Below are 23,092 nucleotides of genomic sequence, written 5' to 3'. Positions count from 1 at the left end.
ACGGTCGTTCCGCTCATCTGTCCACAGATTTCCGCTGCCGACTCGATCGATTCCTGACCCGGTTCATCGTTGGTCCATGACGAATCGTGCAGACCGACCGGATGCCGTCCGCTGCCGTCCCGGCCCTGATCCGCGCCGTGCGACGGGCAATGCCGGAGAAGACCACGCCGTGGAATGGCTCGAGCGCCACGGGTTCTCGATCATCGACCGGAACTGGCGATGTGCGCGCGGAGAAGTGGACATCGTTGCGCGAGAGGACGACACGATCGTCTTCATCGAGGTGAAGACCCGAACCGGGCAGAGCGCTGGACACCCGTTCGAGGCCGTGACGCCGCGCAAGCTCGCACGGATCCGACAGCTCGTCCCCGCGTGGTTCCACGCGCACCGCGACCAGACGGCGCGAGCGATCCGGATCGACTGCATCGCCGTGACCATGGTCGAGGACCACGTGGCGGTCGAACACGTCGAGGCACTCGGGTGAGCGACATCGGACGGACCTCGGCGGTCGCGCTGGTCGGGGTGCAGGGCAGCCTCGTCGAGGTGGAGGCGCACCTCACCAGCCAGCTGCCCGCGTTCAGCATCATCGGGCTGCCGGACACCTCGCTCGGGGAAGCCCGCGAACGAGTGCGGTCGGCAGCCGCGATGGCGGACTGCCCGCTGCCCTCACGGCGGATCACGGTGAACCTCACCCCGGCCAGCGTTCCGAAGCGCGGCTCCGGGTTCGACCTGGCGATCGCGATGGCCGTCCTCGCGGCCGCCGGTACCGCTCCCGGGGCCGACCGCCGTGTGGTCTACGTCGGGGAACTCGGACTGGACGGGCGGGTGCGACCAGTGCCGGGGATCATCCCGGTGGTCCTGGCCGCGCGCGCCGCCGGGATCGAACGTGTGGTACTGCCGGTGGGCAACCTCACCGAGGCGCGGGTCGTGCCGGACATCGCGCTCACCGCAGTGGACTCACTCCGCTCGGCTGCGATCGACGCGGGTGCCGACCTGCCGGCGGGCTTCACCGACCCCGTCCTGCCGCCACCAGTCCCGGACGACACACTCCCGTCGCTGGAGCTCGCGGACGTGGTCGGCAACGCGATCGGCGTGCGTGCGGTCATCGCCGCGGCCGCCGGCGGACATCACGTGCTGCTGCTGGGACCGCCGGGCGCCGGCAAGACGATGCTCGCTGAACGGCTCCCGGCCCTGCTGCCCGACCTGGACCCGGACGCCGCGCTCGAAGTCGCGGCAGTTCGCTCCGTCGCCGGCCACGGGGAGCGCTCGTGGACACTGCGACCGCCGTGGGAGGCCCCGCACCACTCCGCCTCGGCCGCCGCCCTGATCGGCGGGGGGACCGGGCAGCTCCGGCCCGGTGCGGTGTCGCGAGCCACCCGCGGCGTGCTGTTCCTCGACGAGGCCACCGAGTTCCCACGGGCCGTGCTCGACGCGCTCCGACAGCCGCTCGAAGCCGGACGCATCACGGTCCACCGTGCAGGAGGGTCGGCGGAGTTCCCCGCGCGCTGCCAACTCGTGTTGGCCGCGAACCCGTGCCCGTGCGGCAACGCCGGGTCCACCGGCGGCGCCGCCTGCTCGTGCGTGCCGAGTGCGGTCCGACGCTACCTGGGGCGGCTCTCCGGACCGCTGCTCGACCGGATCGACATCCGCGTCGCGGTCCCGCGGGTGACGACCGGCATGCTCCGGGCCGACGAGGGAGCGACGCCGACCACCACCGCCGCGCGAGGGGTCGTGCTCGACGCCCGGAGCCGGATGGGGGACCGGTTGCGGGGGACCGGCTGGACCCGGAACGCTGAGGTGACCGGGTCGTGGTTGCGCGAAGACGGCCGCGCGGCCCCCGGTGCGACGGACCTGCTCGACCGGGGGCTCGACCTCGGGACGTTGACCATGCGGGGGTGGGACCGGGTGATGCGGCTGGCGTGGACGATGGCCGACCTCGACGGGGACGACCGACCGGAGCGGCGGCACGTCGAACGGGCGCTGGCGTTGCGGACCGCGCTGTGAGCGGCGTTGCGGACTCGCGGTCGCAGCGGGATCGGGATGCCGCCCTTGACCGGCTCCGGGGCGCCTCGGCCCATCGGTCCGGCGAGCGCGACGAGGTCCTCGCCCGTGTTGCGTGGTCGACCGTCGTCGAACCGGGGGACGCCGATGCAGGACAACTCGTCGCGCGACTCGGGGCTGGCCGGTCGATCCGGGCCGCCCTCGCTGCCCTCGACTCCGGGCCTGCAGAGTTGGCGGAGCTGCTGGTCGGTGCCGGTGCCGGTGCCGGTGCTGTTGCTGGCGCGGGTGTGGGTACCGGCACGGATGCGGGAGCCCGGGGCTCCGTGGACTCCGTGGACTCCGTGGACTCCGTGGGCTCCGCGGGCTCCGCTGTCGGAGCCTGCGACGAGGACGAGGTCCGCGACCGGCTGGTCGAGTCGACGGCCGCGGCGCTCGTCCCGGCGATCGCCCGGTGGCGGCCACGGCTCCTGCGGTTCGACGTCGACGCCGTGCTGTCGGCAGCGTCCGTCATCGGTTGCGCGCTCGTCGTCCCCGGCGACCCGGACTGGCCCGCGGGCGTCGACGACCTCGGACCGCACGCCCCCCTCGTCCTCTGGCGACGCGGTGCACCGTGCACCGCCGGACGGCCCTCGGTGGCGGTCGTCGGGTCCCGGGCGAACACGGTCCTCGGCGCCGAGGCAGCGGCCGAGATCACGTCCGCCGCGGCCGACGTCGGCTGCGTGATCGTGTCCGGAGGTGCCCACGGCATCGACGCCGTCGCACACCGGGTCGCGATGGCCGCCGGTGCGCCGACGGTCGCCGTGCTCGCCGGCGGGATCGACCAGCTCTACCCGGCCGCGAACACGGCGATGCTGCGGGCTGTCGCCGAGCACGGCGCCCTGCTCGCCGAGTGTCCGCCGGGGACCCGACCCTCGCGCTGGCGGTTCCTCGCGCGCAACCTTTAACAGACGGTACCGTTGCGCTGTGATTGCTGCCGCCATCTACGCCCGCCAGTCGAAGGACAACGACGAGGGTATTGAACGTCAGCTAGAGCGCATTCGAGCCCTCGTCGCCGCGCGCGGCTGGCAGGTCGTCCGCGAGTACAGCGACAACGACCGCTCAGCATCCAAGCCCCGCGGTGCCGGTTCCGATTGGGCCGCACTACTGGCCGACGCAGACCGAGACGTCTTTACGCACCTGGTCGCCGTGGACCTCGACCGGCTAGTGCGGTCGCAGACTGACCTACTTGGACTCATCGAACGCCGTCTTGCCGTCGTCACTGTGGACGGGGAACTCGACCTATCGACCGCGGATGGTGAGTTTCGGGCCAGCCTCGCCGCTTCCCTGGCACGGTTTGAGGTTCGCCGCAAGGGCGAACGAACACGCCGCGCTAACCAGTATCGGCGTTCACAGGGCAGGCTTACGCCCGGTCGCCGCCTGTACGGGTATGAATCGGACGGCGTGACGGTCCGCGAGGCAGAAGCGGCGATCGTCCGCCGCGTATACGCACACGTCGCCGGCGGCGGGACCATCTACAGCATTGCCGCCGCCCTTCGGACCGAGGGCGTTCCCATGACGACAAGCGCCGCCGCCCGCCGCGACGATCCGGCCGCAGGATGGATTCCAGCCCGCATCCGGGACATGATCCTCAATCGACGCTATTCGGGCATGGTGCCCCTAGTCCCGGATACGAACGAGGACGGTGACCCGCTGACGGCAACGGAGCGAGCACGTGCCCGTCGTGACCCGGCCAACTGGCAGCCATCGTCTAACGTGCCCTCCGTCGTCCCCGCCGACGATGCTGAGCGCGCACGCGCTATCGTGCTCGATCCGACGCGCCGAATCACGCCGGGTCCTGCGCGCCGCCACCTGTTGTCCGGGCTTGTGACTTGCGGACACCGGAACGACGACGGCTCGGTGTGCGGCGCTGGCCTAAAGCGCACGCGCACTGAGTACAGGTGCTCCAAGACGCCCCGACACCCGTCGATCCTCGCTCGCACGATCGAACCGATGGTGCGGGCGGCGGTGGTCTGGGACATTGCGACGAGTGGGCCTGAGCTCGTGTCACGCGCAGAACCGATGCGGGATGTAGGCGGCTTGCTCCGGCGTCACGCGGCTAACGAGCGCGCACAAGCTCAGACCGTGCGCGACCGGGACGACGGGTTGCTGTCGGCCGCGGTGGCGCACGCTCGTCTCGTCGAGCTACGCGCTGAACGAGAGAGCGTGGAGGCCGAGCTTGATCGGCTCCGCACCGAGCAGTCAGCACTAGGCGCGCTACTGACGATCGCCGCGGGCCTGCTCGGCAGCACGCGCTCGCCGTCGTCGCTCGCGATTGCTCGCGCTGGCAGCGACGTGCGCGAGGGCGTCGCCGCACGATTCGACGCGCTCGACCTCGACCGTCAGCGTGAGGTCATTCGGGCGCTACTCGACGTGCAGTTGCAGCCGGGTCGCGGGATGCGCCGCGTGATCATAGAACACCGGCTGACTGGCGACCTCGACCCCGCCGAGTGAGGACAGCCGAGTGACACGAGTGCGCTTAGTCGTTCGCGTCACTCGGCCTCGGCTCCAACACCCCTGCAAACGGGCCACCACGACTTGACACGACCCACCCGGAAGTGACGTCCCGCGGCCGCACGGTGCCCGTTGCCGCGTGAGTGACGCAAGTACCTGTGTGCGCGCGTCACTGCACGGGTTGCTGGTCCTGTAGCACATTAACGCGCCACTCTTGCCCCCCGACGTCCTCGGTTCGGCCTGTTTCTGCGGATCGCCTCTACGGCTGGGGGGCAATCCAGGGGCAGTCTTTCCGCCCTGGCCGCACCGCACCTGCACCGCACCGGTGATCCTGAGTGAAGTATCACCGTTCGGAATCACGCATCCCAGGCGGTTCTCAGCCAGGGCGGGCCGCACGGGTGATTACCCATATGTACCAAGCGAAACGTGACGCTTGCCCCCGACAGCTCAACCGCAACAAGAGAGGCCACCCATGCGCCATCAGCTCTCGTGCGCGCGGTGCGGACGTAGCTTCCAGGCCGCTCGCTCGCACGCCAAGTTCTGCACCGACTCGTGCCGGGCACTCGCCTCAGCGGAGCGCCGCACCGCCCGGAAGGACCAGCTCGCCGCCGAGCTGGCAGCGCTCGCCGCCACGGCAACCGATGCCGATACCCCCGAAGCGATCGAAGCGCTCCGTACCCGGCTGCTCGCGCCGGACACATCGGCACTCATCGAGCCGACGCTACTCGGCGCGATGCTCGCACTAGCAACGCTCGGCATTGTGCAGGCCAAGGCGAGGGGGTGACCATACCCGTGCCATCCCTCATCGACTGGGCAGCGGACCCGCTCAACTCGACGCCACCGATCGCACTCGATTCCCCGACAAGCCCTGACGGTGCCCTACTACTCGGATTCCTTAACCCCGATGTCCTCGCCGCGGACATCGCCCGTGACGGCTTCACCGCGACCCCCGGGGCGCGAACGGTCTACCGCCGACACGGCACGCGCGTCCGGGCGTATGACGTCGGCGACGCTATCGCTGACGCGCTCAGCACGGCCGCCGATTGGCTCCGTGCAGCTCTGACCGACGACCCGAAGCTCAGCGCCCACGCCGCCGCTGTAGCCGCTGCTGACGCCGCCCGCCCCCGGGGGGACTGGCGCAGCTCGACCGAGGCCGAGCTAGACGAGTACCACCACCGCGACGCCCACGCCGACGCACTCGAAGCGGCGTTCCCGATCGACCCGGCCAGCGGTGCCCCTGTCAGCTCGACGCGGCTCCGCATGCTCGCCGACGCCCTCGGCCACACCGCATTCGCGATCCGCGCCTACACGCGCGTTCGTAGCGCCGCTGTCACCCGCGCCGCCTCGGCGCTCCCCGTCCCCGACTCCGAAGACCTCGCCGTCGCCGACTGGCTCGATGCGCTTCCGGCAGGCCGCGTGCGTCGCTCAGAGCTGCACTCGCAAGCCCTGGACGCTGGCCTCGACGTGTCGCCCCAGCGCCTCTACGCCCTCGCTGCCACGCGTCCGCGCATCGGCAGCCCGCGCAAGCAACACGGCATCTACTACTTCACCGTGTCCGCCTGACGGCGTAGCCGTCCCCCTACCTCGCACACCCGGTCCCGCTGCACCGGCCGTGCCCTTTCGCGCGCCCGCGCACCAACCCGCAGCCCGAGCGTCGGCAGGACCGACGCAGATAAGGAACACCGCACCCCCATGTCCGAAGCTCTGAACGCCAACACACGGATGCAGGCCATCCGCAGCGCCGCGCGTGCGAAGGCAACCGCCGAGGTAGACCGCATCATCGGCCGCGACCGCACCGGAGTCGATGCCGCCAAGGCTGCGCTCGATGCCGCAAACGCCCGTGTCCGCGAGGCCCGCGCCCACCGCGACGCGCTCACCGACGGTCGTCGCGACCCGGAGACCGGCCGCTTCCGGCGCGCCCGCGGCGTCTCGATCGACGAGTGGGAGACCGCGCACGACGACGCAGCCGCCGCCGCTGCTGTCTGGAGCGTCGCTTCCAACCGCTACACCGAGGCGCACGCCGCGCTCCGACGTCAGCGTCCTGCCAACCTCGACACCGCTGTCGCCGCCGCGTCCGAAGCCCTCGACGCTCACCTCGACGCGCTGCCCGAGGCAATGACGGCCGCGGTCGAACACCTCGAAGCTATCCGCGCCCTGTCGGAACTCGCCGGTCGGCCGGTCACTTCCGCACTCGGCAGCGACCCGATCGCCGCAGTCGATCACCTCATCCCCGCCATCGCCGACGCCATGCGCCGCGCGCAGCGAGAGCGCGCCGCGTTCGCTCGCGACGCAGTCGCCCACGCCGAGCACGTCGGCCCGCAGGTCCCTCAGCCCGCCGCCCGCGGGGTTGACCTCGACGCCATCAACGCACAGCTCGCCGCTCACAAGTAAGGAACCGACATGCCTACCGCAGACCACGCCCGCGCCATCGCCAACGCCGTGCTGGTGAATACCTCGCCCGACACAGCCCACCCGTACTCCGCCCTCACGTGGGGTGAGCAAGTCGTCATCCGCGGCGAAGCCGACCGGCAGGGCGTCACGCCCGAAGTGCTGTACGCCGCGCAGCTCGCCGCCCTGACACAGCATCAGACCGCAGAGCGGTCCCGCATCGCCAGCGCTCAGGCCATCGCCGCCGCGATCCGCGAGGCGCGCCGATGACGCACTCACCCGACCGTCCGGCTTACCCGTCATCCGTGACCGTGTACCCACGCCCGAAGCCGCGCCCACTGACCTCCGATGAGTGGGACGGATGACCCGAGGAACGATGACCACGCACCGCCCGCCAATCCACCCAGCCGACCTACCTGACCTGCCCGGGCGTGAGTCGCGCGCCGACCGGCAACGTCGCGCCGACCGCCTCGCCCGCGACGGTATCGCCGTCGTGGTCCCCGGCCGCTACGGGCTGACACCCGCACTGCCCACCAACGTCCTCGCATCACTGCTCGCCCCGCGTCCGCAGGCCGGCCCAACGTCCGAGCCGCCGCGACGACCGACGCTCAGGCCGGTCGCGGGCATGCGCTACCGCATCCCGTGTGCGCACTGCGGCAAGTTCCGCAACTGGGACAAGCCGACGGCTCCGCGACCCGTCTACTGCAAGGACCACCAGACGCGCGCGAGCCGCAGGACCCAAGCGGTGTAGTCGGGCCACTCGCACTCATCCGGGCGATTTCTCGTCTGTCAACGAACCAGCCGCACCGCGGCCGACAGATAGGGAGCACCCAATGCCCGCAACCACCAGTCAGCCCCCCGCCGAGGCCCTGCCCCTGGCACTGACCACCGCCCAGGCAGCCAGCATGCTCGGCACGACGCGTGCACACGTCGGCGTGCTCTCGTCGCAGTATGGCCTGCCGTACTTCTATCTCGGCGGCCAGAAGCGCTATCGGCCGAGCGACCTCGCACAGTATGTCGATGCACAGACGACGACCAAACAGCTCAATCCGACCTGGTACTAGCAACAAGAGCGAACGCCGCCACCGATCCCACGCATCGGCTGGCGGCGTTCGTGTGTCCGCCTCAACGAGTGCCAGCGACGCGCGCGTGTTCGCATCGTTCGCGTGCGCACGCGTTGATCGATCGCCAGGACGGCGCGCACGTCCAGGCTCACCGCGGCCCGCCCGAGCGCGTCGGACTCCTCCCCGCCCCGGTCGCCCTGATCGGGACGGCATAGCGCTTCCGTGTATGTCTCGTGCGCCCTCTGGTTTTTGAAGCCCTCCCAGAGTCGCACTGGCCTCTCATCTGGGCTTTCCCCGAACACGACGTCCCCTAGTCGGGTGCAGAAACCGCGACTCAGAGCACCGCTAGTCGCCGCTGCCGCCCTCGCGTCGCCCCTCACCCCCGAACGGATACCCCATGACCTCCGACCTCTACGTGCCGATGGCCGTGCCGGACGACGACGCGGCTCCGGCGCTTCCGCGCCACTGGAGCGCCGAGGCCAAGCGCGCCCACGCGCGCATCCTCGCCGAGCGCCCCGCCATCGCCGGTGCTGACCTGTCGTCGCTTCATCAGGCATGCACGATGATCGCTACCGCCGACCGATACGACCGGACGATCCGAGCCGACGGTTCGACGGTCCCCGGCTCGACCGGCCAGCTCGTCGCTCATCCTCTCGTCTCCGAAGTCCGCCAGCTCCGGACCGCCGCCGCGTCGATCCTCGATCGCCTGTCGCCGGTGCAGTCTCGCGCCGAGAAGCGCCAGCAGGCGGGCCTCAACCGCACCGGCCGGACCACCCGATGATTGCCGTAGACGTTCCCACGCTGCCCCGTGTCGGCCCCCTGCCGATGCTCCGGCTCCGCGCCCTGCCGACGACGCTCGACGCTGCCGCCGCCGTCGCCGTCGCCTACGCAGACGACGTGCGCATCGGCTCCGGCGCGACGCGCGCCGAGGTCGCCGACATCGCCATGCGAGCACTGCTCCACAACGCCGGACCGGCTCAGGCTGGCCCCTCACCGCTGGCGTTCGCCGACCTACGCGCCCTCATGGCGCGTGAGCCGAGCGCCGACGATCACCTACGCGCCGCGCTCGCTCGCAGCTAGCTACCACTCATCAGTCCCGCCTTGGTCCCACCGAGCGGGCCTAGGCGCTCATGCCCGACTACTCGGCCTCCTCTACTGGCGTGGACACTGCTTCCGCATCCACAGCGGCGTCTTCCCTCGCGTTGTCAAGCGCACCGACCACGGCGCAACCGCTTCCGAGTTCGTGGACATCGCACTGCGACCTGAGCGAGCTGGCGGCTGTCCTCCACGAAGCCCGCCGCCAGCCGTTCCCGAAGGATGACCCAGAGCATGACGGGCTGTCGCGCCGGCGGCCCGGCCGCATTACTTCAGCCTTGCCGCGTCCCGCGTTGTGGCTGGTGAAGGCAACCCGGCCAACGGCACCTCCGCGTAGGCGCGAACTTGACCCCTGTGCGAAGACCGGACGCGCGGAAGGTCTCTGGGGTCTTGCGGCTCAGCGGAACCTCAGCGGGGTGACGTTCCCGGCTAGCGCCAGCCCGTCATCGTCAGCAGCTGCGGCTCCGAGCCACTGGCGCAAGCGAGACGGCTCAATCCCCAAACCGTGGGAGGCCGCGAAGGGCCCCGCTGGATAGACCTTGGTGAGCGCTTGCTTGAACAGCATCGGTCGCTCCGGTACGACCTCCACAGGTTCCTGGTCGCGCCAGCCTCGGGAGGCTATCTGAATCTGGAGTGTCCGTGCCCTCGCGTCGCTGATGACCCCCAGTCGATTCGCGTAGTAGACGATCGCGCCCACAGAGATACCGAACTCGGACTTGAGCCCGAGCAGTTGCTTCAGGGTGGACGACTCCCTGACCCGGCTACGCACCGTTGAGGGAGGCATGAGTAGCGCGCGCCCGAACGCGAACGCCGCTTGCTCCTGCGGGCTCCGAGTCGAACAACTTACAGTTGGCGCATTCCGATCGAGAATGAGGTGTCCCAACTCATGCGCGAGAGTGAGGCGCTGCACGTCGCCTCGCCCGATGGAAAGCGTGGCAACCAGTGGCCGGTGATTATGCAACGACGGCGCGGTGATCCCCGAGACCTCGGACGCACTGTCCCCGTCAGGCCGGACATCAAGGTCCGCAACGACACCGACGCCGAGTCGTTCCATCAGCCGCGTAACGTTCCGGACCGGCTGATCCCCAGAGAGGCCCGCCTCAACGCGAACGGCTGACGCAGCTGACTCCGGGTCGTCAAATCTTCCATCGAAGTTAGCCGTGAACTCGTGATACCCGGATCGGTCGCTGACAGTTGCGAACGCGCGGGAGGCCTCTCTGTAGAGTGCCGTGACACGGTCACGCTCCGCGGCACGCATGGTCGACTTGCGTCGGAACGCAGTGGGGCCGGCTGTTGCCAGCGATGGCGTTACCCGGAAGAACTCCAATGGCTCGGAGAAGCTGGAGCTCGCCACTGCTGCGAGTTCTGCGGACAGGGTCGCATCCCCCCGTTCGATCCGGGAGAGCTGAGACTGCGTTACCCCGATTCGAGAGCCCAGCTCTCGCTGGGTAAGGCCATGAATGTGTCGAAGAGTTTCGAGCCGGGCACCGTTGAAGGCGTCAGACATCACCAAGGCCCGCCTCGTCCTCGCCCTCGACGTTCGCGAAGAAGTCCAGGTGCTCCTCTTCGGTGTCGAACACTGCGTTCCCGACGTCATCGAACTCACGGATCATCGAAACGAGGAAGTCACACGCGACCTTCCCCTTGTACTTGCCTTCCTCGATCGGGTGCACGATGCGCAAGGACGGCTCCTCCGCACGGGTGTCCATGAGAAGGAGCAGGTCACGATGGCGGCGGGCAACCTCCTCCGCACCGAAGAACGCAAACTGTGCCCACTGCGCTCGTCGCGCCCGGCTGGTTCCGGCGTGAGGAACGCCGTTCATCGTGACGCGACTCTCGGACAGCAGGCGAAGCGTGGTCCCGTACTGGACGTTCGTCAGGAACGTCTGGCCGGTGGAACGCGTGTTGCCGGTCACAGTCCACCCTTCGGGCAACTCCTCGTGTTCCAACGCCCCCCGGAAAACTGCACGCACGTGCATTGCATGAGCGTGCGGGAACCGGTCGCGCGGGTAGGGCAGGCCCGCGGCGGACGCGACGGCCTCATCGAGGCAACCAAAGAGCGACGGGCTCAGGGAGCTCGCCTCGCGCTGGATCAGCTGTCGAGTGAACTCGTCCATGGTGCCTCCAGGGTTACATCCGGCCGGTTTATATGCAGACTAGCACCTTGGTGGGTATTACGCGCCCACATGTAACACCCGGCGCGACAAACCAGCCGGCTCGGGAGCCCACGGTTGACCGAGGTGCTGTCCTCCACCCGCACTCGAAGGGATGCTGACCGACATGAGTACTTAGCGCCCCAAGTCATCCACCCCGCACGTCGCTTGCGCTCGTCCCGGCTCAGCACTCCGCTGCGCGCCGCGACACTCCGTGGGCGGCGGCACCAACGTGCGCAGCGCCGACTCCGACCGCGTTCGCTCGCTCCGCGCTACTTACCAAGAACGAGAAGGTTCACGATGCTCAGACTCTCCCTACCGGATACCAAGGCCGCATCCGCGCACACCCCTCGCGCTGTGCGCGAAGCTCAGGCTCGCGGCGGCGACCTCGCGACGCTCCGCCGCGCGCAGCAGTACGGCACGCACCCAAGCGCCCCACAAGAACCATCCCGATTCGTGCCGGGTCTCGACTACGCGTACTAGCCGACTAGGCCCAACCGGCTAGCGTGTGATATTTGCCACACTGGGTAGACTTGCTTTATGGTGCTGCCGGTGCCGCAAGGTGCGACGCCAAGAGTCACCGGGAGGCACCAACCATGCAGCTCTACGCCACCGACGCAGCCAACGTCATCGACACCACCACCGGCGCGACCGCGGCGTTTCTCGACGCAGACACCGCGGAACTCGCTGCCGCTGACCTAAACGCGGGCTACCTCGACCCCGCATGTCTCGCCTGGCAAACCAACGCCCCGGCCGACATGCTGCTCGCCATCCCCGACGTGCAGGTCCGCCTCGCCGTGTCCCGCGCAACCGTGTACCGGCTGCTCGACGACAACGCGCTCGCAAGCGTGTCGCTCGGCACCGCACGCCGGGTCCGCGAGTCCGAGGTCAACCGCTACATCGCAGCCCTGCCCGCCGCGTAAGACAGGCCGGGAGTGAAGTACGTATCCCCGGCCGTCGCGAGCAACGTACAGCCCCCGACCTCAACCCGAGGCCGGGGGCTTGTCGTGGTTCTATGCCCCACCGATGGCGTGGAGGAAGGCTTTCCCCGCATCGAGTGCAGTTTGACCTGTCGTGGCCAGCCCTCCCGCGATGACGACAAGCTGTCCGACGACATCAAGCAGCTTCTTGGCTTTGTCCATCTTGCCGGCCGTTGACAAGCTTCCCGCCGCACGAAGCAGCGCGCCGTTCAGGACGTCCAAGTGGTCCCGGAGGTCCGAGTCCGACAGGACGGATCGTTCTTCCAGCAATGCCCTTGCCGCGGACAGAAGCTTGAGGACGTAGGAGCGCTCATCTTCCGTCAGGTCCGCGCCGACCTCTGCCATGAGGTCGTCAAGTTCCTTCAACACCCGGCTGAAGTCGTGGCGCTGTGCAGCGGTTACAGACCCGCCCCAGTTCCTCGCCATCCAAGGCGATAGCTGGTGAAGTGCGAGCAGCGCCGACTTGCCGATGGGAGCGGAAGCCCCGTTCGCTCCAGCCCTCCAGCCTAGGTTCTCGCTGAACGCGGCGGCATACCACTCGTCTACGTAGTAAGCGAGACCGCGCACCTCAATCCCAGCGCGCTCCATCGCCTGAACCGCCGCATCGCAGTCGCGCACGAGCGTTACGGCCCGCGCCTGGTCCCGCCAAAACGACAGGGCATCGTTGTCCCCTGCGCGCACGCTTCGAGGGGTTGAGCCCGATGGGACGACCCAGCTTTCGAAGAGGGTGGCAAGCTCGCTAGCAGGGTTCGACATAGCCTCAGATCATATCGCGGAGGAAGAACGCACGGGCGAGTTGCAAACCGTCTAACTGATCTTGCTTGCCCGCAACCGGTTGATCGCGGCCCTCGCGACCACGACCGTGATCGTCGAGGCCGGAGCCCGATCCGGGGCGCTCAACACCGCGAACCACGCCGGACAGCTCGGACGGCCGGTGTTCGCCGTGCCCGGCCCGTACTCGTCGTCCGCGTCGGTCGGATGTCACCGACTGATCGCGGACCGGCGTGCCGAGCTCGTGGTGCAGCCCCGCGACCCGGCGGAGACGGCGGTGCGCCTGTGCTCCGGGGACCGGATCGTCGCCGGGGCCGAGGTCCCGATCGCGGGCGCGCGGATCGACCCGGAGGTGCTCCGCGTGGTCGACGCCCTCGCTCCGCGTCGGCCGACACCGGCGGACGAGGTGGCTCGGCGGTCGGGGTTGTCCCTCGTCGACACCACGGACGCCCTGGCGCTCGCGGAGCTGCAGGGTCTGGTGCAGCACGGCCCCGGCGGATGGACGACCTCGTGACGCGGGCGGCGGGACGAGTCCGGCGCGGGCGCGTCGATGCGCGAGCCCGCCCGGCGCGCCTACCCTGGCGTCATGCGGGACACCGAGGGCGACCGGGAGCGACAGCGCGGCATGCTCGGCGACGTCGTCCGGGTGTTCCTGGGCCACTGTCGGCACGGTCGGGGCCTCAGCGAGCAGACCGTCCGGGCGTACCGCGCCGACCTCGACGACCTCGTGGCGTTCGCGGCCGAGCGCCAGGTCGTCTCGGCGGCGGGTCTCACGCTCGAGGTGCTCCGGGACTGGCTCTGGGCAGCGACGGAACGCGGCCTCGCGCGGTCGACGATCGCCCGACGCAGCGCTTCGGTCCGGGCCTTCACCCGGTGGGCGAGCGAGACCGGTGTCCTGACGGTGGACCCGGGCGTCCGGCTCCGGGCTCCGAAGGGCGCTGCGCACCTGCCCCGGGTCGTCGCGCAGGACCAGGTGCGCTCGATGCTCCACGGGCTCGCCGTCCGTGCCGCGGATGACGATCCGGCAGCGCTCCGCGACCGCGCCGTCGTCGAACTGCTCTACGCCGCCGGCATCCGGGTGAGCGAACTCGTGGGGCTCGACCTCGGGGACGTCGACCGGACCCGGCTGACCGTCCGCGTGTTGGGCAAGGGCGGCAAGGAGCGGGTCGTGCCGTTCGGTGTCCCGGCACACGACGCCCTCGAAGCGTGGCTCGACCGCGGACGCCCGGTGCTCGCCGCAGCGGCAGCCGGAGCCGCGGGCGCGGTCGGAGCCTCACACGCAGCCGGTTCGGCGGGCACCGCCCTGTTCCTCGGCGACCGGGGGGCCCGACTCGGCACCCGGAGCGCCTACCGTGTCGTCGCCCGGCTCCTCGAGGCGCTGCCCGGTGAGGGCCCGAGCGGACCGCACACCTTCCGGCACACCGCGGCGACGCACCTGCTCGACGGGGGAGCGGACCTCCGTGCGGTGCAAGAGCTCCTCGGGCACGCGAGCCTCGGCACGACGCAGATCTACACCCACGTCTCGTCGGCCCGGCTCCGCGAGGTCTACCGCACCGCTCACCCCCGCGCCTGACGGTCCGGCAGCAGCACCGGCCACGCGGGGCTCGGCAGCAGCGGCAACGGGTCGACGTACGCGCCGTCGACCCGGGCACCGAGGTGCAGGCACGACGTCGTCAGCGGGCAGTGCCCGGCGCCGACCGTCCCGACTCGATCGCCCCGACGGACGAGCGTCCCCGCTGACACCGACGGCTCGACCGGGTCGAGTGTGCTCACCAGCCCGCCGCCGTGGTCGATCGTGACGACCGTCCGTCCGCCGACCTGCCCGGCGAACGCCACCATGCCGTCCGCTGGTGCCGTCGCCGGGGTGCCGGGTGGGGCCGGGACGTCGAGCCCGCGGTGGCCCGGCCCGTAGTCGGTGGCGGGAGCGTCCCACGGCCGGAGGACGACCCGGGTCGTCGTCGGCCACGACCACGGTGCCGGTGACCCGGGGGCCGCGTGCTGCGCCGGGTCCGATGCGGCGCCGGTGCCGGCGACGAGCACCAGCAGGACGATCAGCACCGCTGTCACCAGCACCGCCAGTACCACGAGCACGGCCCTCCCCGGAGGCACCGGACCCGCACGGACCCCCACCTGCCATGCCGCCTCGCACCGTCGCATCCCGACCTCCCGCATCCCGTCCTCCCGCTTCCGCCCTTCCCGCATCCCGACCTGCGCGTCCACGTTCCCGCGTCCGACGCGGCCACGGGGCCGACCGGACGCGGTCTGTGGAGGGCGACCCGGGCCTCCCGTCCGGTGCAGGACAGGTCGGACTGCACCACACCTGATGTGCTGAGCAGTCGCGGAAGGGGTACTGTCGGGGCCGCTCCGGACACCGCAACGCCGCTCGGACGGCGATCCAGCCGACCGCCGGGGCACCGTGCAGCACCCGGCACGGCGGCGGGAACCCAGGAGCATCGTGTCGACCACGACCACCGGACACGGCGACGACCGTGCGTTCAAGGGGAAGGTCACACTGTTCGCCATCGCGGCGGCGGTCGGTGGCTTCCTCTTCGGCTTCGACTCATCCGTGATCAACGGTGCGGTCGACGCGATCAAGGGTGAGTTCGACCTCTCCGACGCCGCCAGCGGCTTCGCGGTCGCCTCGGCCCTCATCGGCTGCGCCTTCGGCGCCTACTTCGCCGGCCGCCTCGCCGACCGCTTCGGCCGCACCAAGATCATGTTCTGGGCCGCCGTCCTGTTCTTCGTGTCCTCGATCGGCAGCGCGTTCGCATTCGCGACCTGGGACCTCGTCATCTGGCGCCTCGTCGGTGGCCTCGGCATCGGCACCGCCTCGGTCATCGCACCGGCGTACATCTCCGAGGTCTCACCGAAGGCCATCCGCGGGCGTCTGGCGTCGTTCCAGCAGCTCGCCATCACGCTCGGCATCTTCGCCGCGCTGCTCTCCGACCAGCTGTTCGCCGTGACCGCTGGCAGTGCGTCCTCAGAGGTCCTGGGCCTCGCCGCCTGGCGCTGGATGTTCCTGGTCGGTGTGATCCCGTCGATCGTCTACGGCGTCCTCGCGATCACCCTGCCGGAGTCGCCGCGCTACCTGCTCACGAAGGGCCGGAGCGACGACGCGCGCGAGGTGATGGGCAAGATCGTCCCGCGCGACACGGTGAACACGAGCCTGGAGGAGATCCAGGACGGCATCAAGAAGGAAGCCAACGAGAAGAAGGGCTCCATCCGGGGCAACCGCTTCGGGCTCCAGCCGATCGTCTGGGTCGGCATCATCCTGGCCGTGCTGCAGCAGTTCGTCGGCATCAACGTGATCTTCTACTACTCGACGACGCTCTGGCAGGCGGTCGGGTTCAAGGAGGAGCAGTCCTTCCTCATCTCGACGATCACCTCGGTGGTCAACGTCGCCGTCACCTTCATCGCGATCTTCCTGGTCGACAAGGTCGGTCGGAAGCCGCTGCTCATCGCGGGTTCCGCGGGCATGTTCGTGTCGTTGACGATGGTGGCGATCGCCTTCTCGCAGGCCTCGATCGTGAACGGCGAACCGCAGCTCCCCGGAGCGTGGGGCGTCATCGCGCTGGTCTTCGCGAACCTGTTCGTCGTGTCGTTCGGCGCCACCTGGGGTCCGCTCATGTGGGTCCTGCTCGGTGAGATGTTCCCGAACCGCATCCGAGCCACAGCGCTCGGCGTCGGCTCGGCCGCCAACTGGATCGCGAACTTCATCGTCACGATCTCGTTCCCGGTGCTCTCCGGCTTCAACCTCACGGTCACGTACGGCATCTACGCGCTGTTCGCCCTGCTCTCGCTCTTCTTCGTCATCGCGAAGATCCCCGAGACGAAGGGCCGCTCCCTCGAGGAGATGGGCATCAGCGCCGAGGGCGACGCCGTGAGCGCCAAGTCCTGATCCGCTCCGTCCCCGTCCGGGAGGCCCGGATCAGGTCAGCCGCTCGGCTCGCGTGATCCGGGCCTCCCTTCTGTTAGCATTTCCCCAGCAGCGCGCCGAGCGCGCTGACTTCGCGTGTCCACGCAGTACACACGGTCATCGGTCCCGCTCTCGCGAGCGGGCGGCTGTGTGTCAGGGCACCAGGGACCATGACCTCCGGTCGTGGTCGACACAACCGCACCAGGTGCACGGTCATGCCGTGCGCCTAGAAGACAGAAGGAGGACGGCACATGGCCGTCGTCACCATCCGCCAGCTGCTCGACAGCGGCGTCCACTTCGGACACCAGACCCGTCGGTGGAACCCGAAGGTGAAGCGATTCATCCTCGCTGAGCGCTCCGGCATCCACATCATCGACCTGCAGCAGTCGCTGGCCTTCATCGACCGCGCGTACGACTTCGTCAAGGAGACGGTCTCGCACGGTGGCACGATCCTCTTCGTGGGCACCAAGAAGCAGGCGCAGGGCTCCATCGCCGAGCAGGCGACCCGCGTCGGCCAGCCGTACGTCAACCAGCGTTGGCTCGGCGGTCTGCTCACGAACTTCCAGACGGTCTCCAAGCGCCTCGCGCGCATGAAGGAGCTCGAGGAGATCGACTTCGACGACACGACGAAGGGCTTCACCAAGAAGGAGCTCCTCATCAAGAAGCGCGAGCTGGACAAGCTCCACAAGACCCTCGGTGGTATCCGCAACCTCACGCGGACCCCGAGCGCGCTCTGGATCGTCGACACCAAGAAGGAGCACCTCGCCGTCGACGAGGCGCAGAAGCTCGGGATCCCGATCATCGGCATCCTCGACACCAACTGCGACCCGGACGAGATCACGTACCCGATCCCGGGCAACGACGACGCGATCCGCTCCGTCGGTCTCCTCACCCGCATCGTCGCCGACGCGGCGGCCGAGGGTCTGAAGGCCCGTCACAACGGTGGCGACGACGACGCAGCCGCCGAGCCGCTCGCCGAGTGGGAGCAGGAGCTCCTCGGTGGCGACAGCGCGACCCCGGCCGCCGACGCCGCTCCGGAGGGCGCGACCGTCCAGGAGAACGACGCCGACGCACAGGCCGCGGCGAAGGAGATCGGCGAGCCGATCGCCGACGCCGACAAGAACGCCGAGCCGACGGCCGAGGCCGCCGCCGCTGCGGAGGCCACCCCCGCCGAGTGAGCACCCGGGGCGCCGGACCGTCACCGGTCCGGCGCCCCTGCTCCGCTCCCCACTCTCCACACACGCACAGTCCAGAAAGGACTCCAGGCAATGGCAAACTTCACCGCTGCTGACGTGAAGAAGCTCCGCGAGGACCTCGGCGCCGGCATGATGGACGCCAAGAACGCCCTCGTCGAGGCTGACGGCGACTACGACAAGGCCGTCGAACTGCTCCGCATCAAGGGCGCGAAGGCGGTCGCCAAGCGCGACGACCGTGCGACCTCGGAAGGTGTCGTCGTGGCATCGGCCGACAACGGTGCCGCCACCGTCGTCGAGCTCGCCAGCGAGACCGACTTCGTCGCCAAGAACGAGAAGTTCACGACCCTGGCCGACAAGGTGCTCGGAGCGGTCGCCGCTGCCGGGGCCACCGACGTCGCCTCCGCGAACGCCGCGCCGCTCGACGGCAAGACGGTGCTCGAGGTCGTCAACGAGAACGCCGCCGCACTCGGCGAGAAGCTCGAGGTCCGCACGGTCCGCCGTGTCGAGGGCTCGGCCTTCGAGATCTACCTGCACAAGACGAGCCAGGACCTGCCGCCGCAGATCGCCGTCGTCGTCGCGTACGAGGGTGACAACGCCGCCGAGGCGCGTTCGATCGCGCAGCACGTCGCGTTCGCGAACCCGTCGTACCTGACGCGCGCCGAGGTCCCGACCGAGGCCATCCAGAAGGAGCGCGCGACCGTCGAGGCGATCACGCGCGAAGAGGGCAAGCCCGAGGCTGCGCTCCCGAAGATCGTCGAGGGCCGCGTCAACGCCTTCATCAAGGGCATCTCGCTCCTCGACCAGGACTACGCGAAGGACAACAAGATCTCCGTCGCGAAGGCCGCCGAGAACGCCGGCATCACGATCCAGGGCTTCGCCCGCGTCAAGGTCGGCGCGTAACGAACCCATGACGGGGCCAGGAACCAACCGGTTCCTGGCCCCGTTGTCGTGCGCCCCCGCGCACCGAGTACATTTCCACGAGACCACGACGAAGGGTGCCCCGACATGACCGACGAGAAGACCGGACGCCGACGAGTCCTGCTGAAGCTGTCGGGAGAGGCGTTCGGTGCCGGATCCCTGGGCGTCAACCCGGACGTCATCAGCACCATCGCGAAGCAGATCGCCAGCGCCGCCCGAGAGGTCGAGGTCGCGATCGTCGTCGGCGGTGGCAACTTCTTCCGCGGCGCCGAGCTGTCGCAGCGCGGCATGGACCGCGGTCGCGCCGACTACATGGGGATGCTCGGCACCGTCATGAACGCCCTCGCGCTGCAGGACTTCCTCGAGCAGGCCGGCGCCGCCACGCGCGTGCAGTCGGCGATCAGCATGACCCAGGTTGCCGAGCAGTACATCCCGCGGCGTGCCGAGCGTCACCTCGAGAAGGGCCGTGTGGTCATCTTCGGCGCGGGCGCGGGCCTGCCGTACTTCTCGACCGACACCGTCGCGGCGCAGCGTGCGCTCGAGATCGGTGCCGACGAGGTGCTCGTGGCCAAGAACGGCGTCGACGGCGTGTACTCCGCGGACCCCAAGAAGGACCCGACCGCCGAGAAGTTGCACCACGTCACCTACCAGGACGCGCTGCTCAAGGGCCTCAAGGTCGTCGACGCAACGGCGTTCTCGCTCTGCATGGACAACGGCATGCCGATGCACGTCTTCGGCATGGAGGGCGAGGGCAACGTCCGCGCCGCGATCCAGGGCGAGCGCATCGGCACCGTCGTCAGCAACTGACCGGCGCACCGCCGCCGACTGACTAGACTCGACCCGTACCGAAGGAGAACCACCGTGATCAGTGACGTCATGACCGATGCGACCGAGAAGATGGCGAAGGCCGTCGACGTGGCGAAGGACGACTTCGGCACCGTGCGCACCGGACGCATCAACGCCGCGCTCTTCCAGAAGATCCCGGTCGAGTACTACGGGTCCCCGACCCCCCTCGCGCAGCTCGCGTCCCTGCAGACGCCGGAAGCCCGCACGCTCATCGTGACGCCGTACGACAAGACGGCGCTCAAGGAGATCGAACGTGCCATCGCGACCTTCCCGAACCTCGGTGCGAGCCCGACCAACGACGGCGAGATCGTCCGTGTGACGATCCCCGAGCTCTCGGCCGAGCGCCGCAAGGAGTTCGTGAAGATCGTCAAGAGCAAGGGTGAGGACCACAAGGTCGTCCTCCGCAACATCCGACGCAAGGCGAAGGACGACCTCGACGCGCTGAAGGGCGAGGTGTCCGACGACGACATCGCCCGCAGCGACAAGGAGCTCGACGCCCTGACGAAGAAGCACGTCGACCAGATCGACGAGGCGCTGAAGAAGAAGGAAGCCGAACTCCTCGAGGTCTGATGCGCCGTCCCGACCAGGGCGACGACCGCCCCACATCTGATGACCGCCGCACGTCGGGGTTCCGACAGGACTTCGACGCGCGGGCGAGGGCGGCCCGGAACGACTTCGAGGCGCAGATCCGTCAGCGCCGTGCCGAGTTCGGTGCGCGGAACGAGGCACTGACAGCGCGGACCGGACGGAACCTGCCGGCAGCCATCGCGATCGCCCTGGCGTTCGCGGTGGTCATGCTCGGGTCGCTGCTGCTGTACACCCCGTCGTTCATGGTCGTGGCCGCGTTCCTGCTCGGGCTCGGCGTCTACGAACTGGCGAGCGCGATGCGGTTCGCCGGTCGTGACGTCCCCCGGATCCCGAGCGTCGCGGTCGCGATCGCCACGGTGCCGGCGGCGTTCCTGGGCGGGCAGATCTGGGCGCTGTTCACGCTGCTCGGCGGTGTCGTGTTCATCTCGCTCTGGCGTCTCGTCGAGGTCGCGGTGTCGCGCTCGAAGCCGCCGGCGGCGAGCGTGGCGCGGGACCTGACGAACGGCCTGTTCGTCCAGGCGTACGTGACCCTGCTCGGCGCCTGCGTGGTGCTGCTGTCCGCGCAGGAACAGGGGCAGCTCTGGGTCGTCGGGTTCATCCTCGTGGTCGTCGCCGTGGACACCGGGGCCTACGCCACCGGCATCAACCTCGGCAAGCACCCGATGGCTCCGCGGATCAGCCCGAAGAAGACCTGGGAGGGCTTCGGCGGCTCGGTCGGTGCGAGCATCGTCGTCGGCATCCTGGTCACCTGGCTCATGCTCGGTCTGCCCTGGTGGACCGGGATCATCCTCGGGGTGTTGATCTCCGGGTCCGCCACCCTCGGCGACCTCACCGAGTCGATGATCAAGCGAGACCTGGGCATCAAGGACATCTCGTCGTTCCTGCCCGGCCACGGGGGACTGCTCGACCGGATCGACAGCATCCTGCCGTCCGCGGCCATCGCGTACCTGATGTACCTCGTCGTCAACCACTGACAGTCTGCTCGCCCCGTCGCTCCTCCTGAGCGGACGGCCCCGCGCGTCCAGGTGGCGCACTGGTCGGAGCCTGGCACAATGGCGCCGTGCCATCGACGTTCCCGACTGCCCCCCGCTCGGTCCTCGGCTACGACTCCGACGAGGTCGATCACTTCCTCGAAGACGCTCGTCGCGCGTACACCGCCAACGACAGCGCCCCGGGGATCGAGGCCGCCAAGATCCGTGCGACGGCCTTCTCGATGAAGAAGGGCGGGTACTCGACCGTGCACGTCGACGCCGCGCTCGAGCGACTGGAGGACGCCTTCGCCGCCCGTGAGCGTGAGCGCGAGATCGCGGACGTCGGCCAGAAGGCCTGGTACGCGGAGGCGCGGGGGAAGGCCTCGGACGTCGTCGCGCGACTGGGACGTCCCGACGCGCAGCGGTTCCAGCGGGTCAACTTCCTGACGACCGGGTACCACCCGAAGGACGTGGACGCGTTCTCCCGTCGGCTGCACGGGTACTTCAAGGACGGCAAGCCGCTGAGCCTGACCGAGGTGCGATCCGTCGTGTTCCGTCCGAAGCACGGCGGGTACCGCGAAGCCCAGGTCGACGCACTGCTCGACGCCGTCATCGAGGTCATGCTCGCCGTCCGCTGAGGCCGCCTCGAGGACCTGCACCGGGCCTCCCGTCCGCACCGGACCGACTCACCTGGGTCAGGTGCTTCGCTTTCCGTGATCGTTCCGTTATCCTGGACAGACTCATGGGCAGGCACACGGCAGACAACCGATCCGACCGCGGAACCCGCGCACCGGACGATCTCGCGATCGTCAGTGAGCGCCGAGCGGCGAAGAACCGAATCCGCACGACGGAGACCTCGGTCGCCCGTCCGGTGACCGCACCGCAGGCGCAGCAGCACGTCGCTCCCGTCATCGCGCCGGTGTCCGTCGCGGCGAACCGTGTCTCGGACGCCTCCGCGGCCCGTGCCGCCGTCGCGCCGACCCTCACCGCACCGCGTGTCGTGCGTCGTGCACGCAGCCGCGCGGTCGCCCCGGTCAAGCCGTCGGCGCCGCGGTCCTTCGGGGGCTTCGTCCGGCAGCGCTCGACGATCCCCGTGCTCTCCTTCTTCGCGGTGTCTGCCTTCGTCGGCGGGTCGCTCTTCAACCCGATGCAGACGGACGCCGCGTCGGCCGCGCCCGTGCTGGCACCGGCACCGATCTCGGTGCCGCAGCAGTTCTCGGCGCACGGCACGTACGGCGACTTCGACGCAGCGCGTGACGGCTTCGACGTGACCAAGCCGGCGCCGAAGCCGGTACCGACGCCGAGCCCCACCGCGTCGCCGGACACCGACGCGACCGACACTGACGTGGCGACGACGTCGACGTCCGCCCAGAAGCCGGTCGCCAGCACGCCGGTCGCGCCCGTGGCCACGCCGGACCCGGGCAGCGCCCAGGCCATCGGCCAGCAGATGGTCGCCGCTCGCGGTTGGGGCAACGACCAGTACAGCTGCCTCGTCTCCCTGTGGAACAAGGAGTCCGGCTGGCGGGTCAACGCCTACAACCCGAGTGGCGCGTACGGCATCCCGCAGTCGCTGCCGGGCAGCAAGATGGCATCCGCCGGTGCCGACTGGCAGACCAACCCGGCCACGCAGATCACCTGGGGTCTCAACTACATCACCGGTGTCTACGGCACTCCCTGTGGCGCCTGGGCGCACAGCGTCTCGTACAACTGGTACTGAT

Annotated in this window: 27 protein-coding genes; 23 read left to right on the top strand and 4 right to left on the bottom strand. The window is 69.5% G+C overall.

Annotated features, from left to right (window positions below):
* Window positions 1-76: 76 nt before the first annotated feature.
* From DEJ31_RS02735 to DEJ31_RS02685, 12 genes are all read left to right on the top strand, one after another.
* A complete protein-coding gene (locus tag DEJ31_RS02735; RefSeq protein WP_111121143.1) occupies window positions 77-481 on the top strand; it encodes a YraN family protein in 405 nt (134 codons plus the stop codon).
* Window positions 478-2,001, top strand: coding sequence for a YifB family Mg chelatase-like AAA ATPase (locus tag DEJ31_RS02730; RefSeq protein WP_111121142.1), 1,524 nt, complete (start codon window positions 478-480; stop codon window positions 1,999-2,001). Before DEJ31_RS02735 ends, DEJ31_RS02730 begins: the two co-directional genes overlap by 4 nt.
* Window positions 1,998-2,942, top strand: coding sequence for a DNA-processing protein DprA (locus DEJ31_RS02725; protein ID WP_181433444.1), 945 nt, complete (start codon window positions 1,998-2,000; stop codon window positions 2,940-2,942). The genes DEJ31_RS02730 and DEJ31_RS02725 overlap by 4 nt, the downstream gene beginning before the upstream one ends.
* Before the next feature lie 19 nt (window positions 2,943-2,961).
* Window positions 2,962-4,488: a recombinase family protein gene (locus DEJ31_RS02720; protein WP_181433443.1), complete on the top strand. Its 1,527-nt coding sequence runs from the start codon at window positions 2,962-2,964 to the stop codon at window positions 4,486-4,488.
* 472 nt (window positions 4,489-4,960) lie between these two features.
* The gene (locus tag DEJ31_RS02715) at window positions 4,961-5,272 is read left to right on the top strand and encodes a hypothetical protein (protein WP_111121139.1); all 312 of its coding nucleotides are present in this window, start codon (window positions 4,961-4,963) and stop codon (window positions 5,270-5,272) included.
* Window positions 5,269-6,051, top strand: a complete 783-nt coding sequence (locus DEJ31_RS02710; RefSeq protein ID WP_111121138.1) for a hypothetical protein — start codon at window positions 5,269-5,271, stop codon at window positions 6,049-6,051. Before DEJ31_RS02715 ends, DEJ31_RS02710 begins: the two co-directional genes overlap by 4 nt.
* A 129-nt stretch (window positions 6,052-6,180) precedes the next feature.
* Entirely contained in the window at window positions 6,181-6,879 is a 699-nt protein-coding gene (locus tag DEJ31_RS17090) for a hypothetical protein (RefSeq protein ID WP_111121137.1), read from the top strand.
* Between the two features lie 9 nt (window positions 6,880-6,888).
* Window positions 6,889-7,146, top strand: a complete 258-nt coding sequence (locus DEJ31_RS02700; protein ID WP_111121136.1) for a hypothetical protein — start codon at window positions 6,889-6,891, stop codon at window positions 7,144-7,146.
* Window positions 7,147-7,252: 106 nt separating this feature from the next.
* Window positions 7,253-7,627 (top strand): hypothetical protein, encoded by a 375-nt coding sequence (locus DEJ31_RS16810; RefSeq protein WP_146243087.1) that lies wholly within the window; start codon window positions 7,253-7,255, stop codon window positions 7,625-7,627.
* Between the two features lie 82 nt (window positions 7,628-7,709).
* On the top strand, window positions 7,710-7,940 hold the full coding sequence (locus tag DEJ31_RS02695; protein WP_111121135.1) for a helix-turn-helix domain-containing protein: 231 nt from the start codon (window positions 7,710-7,712) through the stop codon (window positions 7,938-7,940).
* Between the two features lie 397 nt (window positions 7,941-8,337).
* A complete protein-coding gene (locus DEJ31_RS02690) occupies window positions 8,338-8,721 on the top strand; it encodes a P27 family phage terminase small subunit (RefSeq protein WP_111121134.1) in 384 nt (127 codons plus the stop codon).
* Window positions 8,718-9,020: a hypothetical protein gene (locus tag DEJ31_RS02685; RefSeq protein WP_146243086.1), complete on the top strand. Its 303-nt coding sequence runs from the start codon at window positions 8,718-8,720 to the stop codon at window positions 9,018-9,020. Before DEJ31_RS02690 ends, DEJ31_RS02685 begins: the two co-directional genes overlap by 4 nt.
* A gap of 412 nt (window positions 9,021-9,432) precedes the next feature.
* Here DEJ31_RS02685 and DEJ31_RS02680 read toward each other — a convergent pair whose 3' ends face one another.
* Window positions 9,433-10,542 (bottom strand): XRE family transcriptional regulator, encoded by a 1,110-nt coding sequence (locus DEJ31_RS02680; RefSeq protein ID WP_181433442.1) that lies wholly within the window; start codon window positions 10,540-10,542, stop codon window positions 9,433-9,435.
* Entirely contained in the window at window positions 10,535-11,152 is a 618-nt protein-coding gene (locus DEJ31_RS02675; RefSeq protein ID WP_111121131.1) for a hypothetical protein, read from the bottom strand. The genes DEJ31_RS02680 and DEJ31_RS02675 overlap by 8 nt, the downstream gene beginning before the upstream one ends.
* 632 nt (window positions 11,153-11,784) lie before the next feature.
* On the opposite strand from DEJ31_RS02675, the gene DEJ31_RS17410 reads away from it, so the two are divergent.
* Complete coding sequence (locus tag DEJ31_RS17410; protein ID WP_220034841.1) at window positions 11,785-12,111, top strand: AlpA family transcriptional regulator; 327 nt, start codon at window positions 11,785-11,787, stop codon at window positions 12,109-12,111.
* Window positions 12,112-12,201: 90 nt separating this feature from the next.
* Here the strand turns inward: DEJ31_RS17410 and DEJ31_RS02665 are convergent, their stop codons facing one another.
* Window positions 12,202-12,924, bottom strand: coding sequence for a hypothetical protein (locus DEJ31_RS02665; RefSeq protein ID WP_146243085.1), 723 nt, complete (start codon window positions 12,922-12,924; stop codon window positions 12,202-12,204).
* Between the two features lie 61 nt (window positions 12,925-12,985).
* Here DEJ31_RS02665 and DEJ31_RS17500 point away from each other — a divergent pair, with 61 nt between their 5' ends.
* Entirely contained in the window at window positions 12,986-13,453 is a 468-nt protein-coding gene (locus DEJ31_RS17500; protein ID WP_258366091.1) for a DNA-processing protein DprA, read from the top strand.
* Window positions 13,454-13,525: 72 nt separating this feature from the next.
* Window positions 13,526-14,512, top strand: coding sequence for a tyrosine recombinase XerC (locus DEJ31_RS02655; RefSeq protein WP_375537607.1), 987 nt, complete (start codon window positions 13,526-13,528; stop codon window positions 14,510-14,512).
* Here the strand turns inward: DEJ31_RS02655 and DEJ31_RS17080 are convergent.
* Window positions 14,497-15,030: a murein hydrolase activator EnvC gene (locus DEJ31_RS17080; RefSeq protein WP_181421431.1), complete on the bottom strand. Its 534-nt coding sequence runs from the start codon at window positions 15,028-15,030 to the stop codon at window positions 14,497-14,499. The two genes, DEJ31_RS02655 and DEJ31_RS17080, sit on opposite strands and share 16 nt — an antisense overlap.
* A gap of 364 nt (window positions 15,031-15,394) precedes the next feature.
* Here DEJ31_RS17080 and DEJ31_RS02645 point away from each other — a divergent pair, with 364 nt between their 5' ends.
* The 8 genes from DEJ31_RS02645 to DEJ31_RS17495 all read left to right on the top strand — a co-directional run bounded on the left by DEJ31_RS02645 (window position 15,395) and on the right by DEJ31_RS17495 (window position 23,091).
* Window positions 15,395-16,837 carry a sugar porter family MFS transporter gene (locus tag DEJ31_RS02645; protein WP_258366090.1) on the top strand — a complete coding sequence of 481 codons (1,443 nt, stop codon included), beginning with the start codon at window positions 15,395-15,397 and terminating at the stop codon, window positions 16,835-16,837.
* A 269-nt stretch (window positions 16,838-17,106) separates the two neighbouring features.
* Window positions 17,107-18,033 (top strand): 30S ribosomal protein S2, encoded by a 927-nt coding sequence (gene rpsB, locus DEJ31_RS02640; protein WP_110902048.1) that lies wholly within the window; start codon window positions 17,107-17,109, stop codon window positions 18,031-18,033.
* Window positions 18,034-18,123: 90 nt separating this feature from the next.
* Complete coding sequence (tsf, locus tag DEJ31_RS02635; RefSeq protein WP_110902049.1) at window positions 18,124-18,951, top strand: translation elongation factor Ts; 828 nt, start codon at window positions 18,124-18,126, stop codon at window positions 18,949-18,951.
* Window positions 18,952-19,056: 105 nt separating this feature from the next.
* On the top strand, window positions 19,057-19,776 hold the full coding sequence (pyrH, locus tag DEJ31_RS02630; protein ID WP_110902050.1) for a UMP kinase: 720 nt from the start codon (window positions 19,057-19,059) through the stop codon (window positions 19,774-19,776).
* Between the two features lie 54 nt (window positions 19,777-19,830).
* On the top strand, window positions 19,831-20,385 hold the full coding sequence (frr, locus tag DEJ31_RS02625) for a ribosome recycling factor (RefSeq protein WP_111043857.1): 555 nt from the start codon (window positions 19,831-19,833) through the stop codon (window positions 20,383-20,385).
* Entirely contained in the window at window positions 20,385-21,377 is a 993-nt protein-coding gene (locus DEJ31_RS02620; protein ID WP_111043856.1) for a phosphatidate cytidylyltransferase, read from the top strand. Before frr ends, DEJ31_RS02620 begins: the two co-directional genes overlap by 1 nt.
* Window positions 21,378-21,463: 86 nt before the next feature.
* Window positions 21,464-22,012, top strand: coding sequence for a DivIVA domain-containing protein (locus DEJ31_RS02615; RefSeq protein ID WP_110902053.1), 549 nt, complete (start codon window positions 21,464-21,466; stop codon window positions 22,010-22,012).
* 104 nt (window positions 22,013-22,116) lie between these two features.
* On the top strand, window positions 22,117-23,091 hold the full coding sequence (locus tag DEJ31_RS17495; RefSeq protein WP_258366087.1) for a transglycosylase SLT domain-containing protein: 975 nt from the start codon (window positions 22,117-22,119) through the stop codon (window positions 23,089-23,091).
* The last annotated feature ends 1 nt before the right edge of the window (window position 23,092 follow it).

It is taken from the genome of Curtobacterium sp. MCPF17_031 (genome assembly GCF_003234035.1).
In the GTDB taxonomy this organism is placed as follows: Bacteria; Actinomycetota; Actinomycetes; order Actinomycetales; family Microbacteriaceae; genus Curtobacterium.
Note: the sequence above shows the minus strand (reverse complement) of the source record. Positions and strands in the feature narration are given on the sequence as shown.

Bases quoted from the DNA above. Each gene is read 5' to 3' on its own strand.
- DEJ31_RS02735 (WP_111121143.1), top strand. From the start codon at position 77: ATGACGAATCGTGCAGACCGACCGGATGCCGTCCGCTGCCGTCCCGGC.
- DEJ31_RS02715 (WP_111121139.1), top strand. From the start codon at position 4,961: ATGCGCCATCAGCTCTCGTGCGCGCGGTGCGGACGTAGCTTCCAGGCC.
- DEJ31_RS17090 (WP_111121137.1), top strand. From the start codon at position 6,181: ATGTCCGAAGCTCTGAACGCCAACACACGGATGCAGGCCATCCGCAGC.
- DEJ31_RS02700 (WP_111121136.1), top strand. From the start codon at position 6,889: ATGCCTACCGCAGACCACGCCCGCGCCATCGCCAACGCCGTGCTGGTG.
- DEJ31_RS16810 (WP_146243087.1), top strand. From the start codon at position 7,253: ATGACCACGCACCGCCCGCCAATCCACCCAGCCGACCTACCTGACCTG.
- DEJ31_RS02695 (WP_111121135.1), top strand. From the start codon at position 7,710: ATGCCCGCAACCACCAGTCAGCCCCCCGCCGAGGCCCTGCCCCTGGCA.
- DEJ31_RS02690 (WP_111121134.1), top strand. From the start codon at position 8,338: ATGACCTCCGACCTCTACGTGCCGATGGCCGTGCCGGACGACGACGCG.
- DEJ31_RS02685 (WP_146243086.1), top strand. From the start codon at position 8,718: ATGATTGCCGTAGACGTTCCCACGCTGCCCCGTGTCGGCCCCCTGCCG.
- DEJ31_RS02680 (WP_181433442.1), bottom strand. From the start codon at position 10,542: ATGTCTGACGCCTTCAACGGTGCCCGGCTCGAAACTCTTCGACACATT.
- DEJ31_RS02675 (WP_111121131.1), bottom strand. From the start codon at position 11,152: ATGGACGAGTTCACTCGACAGCTGATCCAGCGCGAGGCGAGCTCCCTG.
- DEJ31_RS17410 (WP_220034841.1), top strand. From the start codon at position 11,785: ATGCAGCTCTACGCCACCGACGCAGCCAACGTCATCGACACCACCACC.
- DEJ31_RS02665 (WP_146243085.1), bottom strand. From the start codon at position 12,924: ATGTCGAACCCTGCTAGCGAGCTTGCCACCCTCTTCGAAAGCTGGGTC.
- DEJ31_RS02655 (WP_375537607.1), top strand. From the start codon at position 13,526: ATGCGGGACACCGAGGGCGACCGGGAGCGACAGCGCGGCATGCTCGGC.
- rpsB (WP_110902048.1), top strand. From the start codon at position 17,107: ATGGCCGTCGTCACCATCCGCCAGCTGCTCGACAGCGGCGTCCACTTC.
- tsf (WP_110902049.1), top strand. From the start codon at position 18,124: ATGGCAAACTTCACCGCTGCTGACGTGAAGAAGCTCCGCGAGGACCTC.
- pyrH (WP_110902050.1), top strand. From the start codon at position 19,057: ATGACCGACGAGAAGACCGGACGCCGACGAGTCCTGCTGAAGCTGTCG.
- DEJ31_RS02620 (WP_111043856.1), top strand. From the start codon at position 20,385: ATGCGCCGTCCCGACCAGGGCGACGACCGCCCCACATCTGATGACCGC.
- DEJ31_RS17495 (WP_258366087.1), top strand. From the start codon at position 22,117: ATGGGCAGGCACACGGCAGACAACCGATCCGACCGCGGAACCCGCGCA.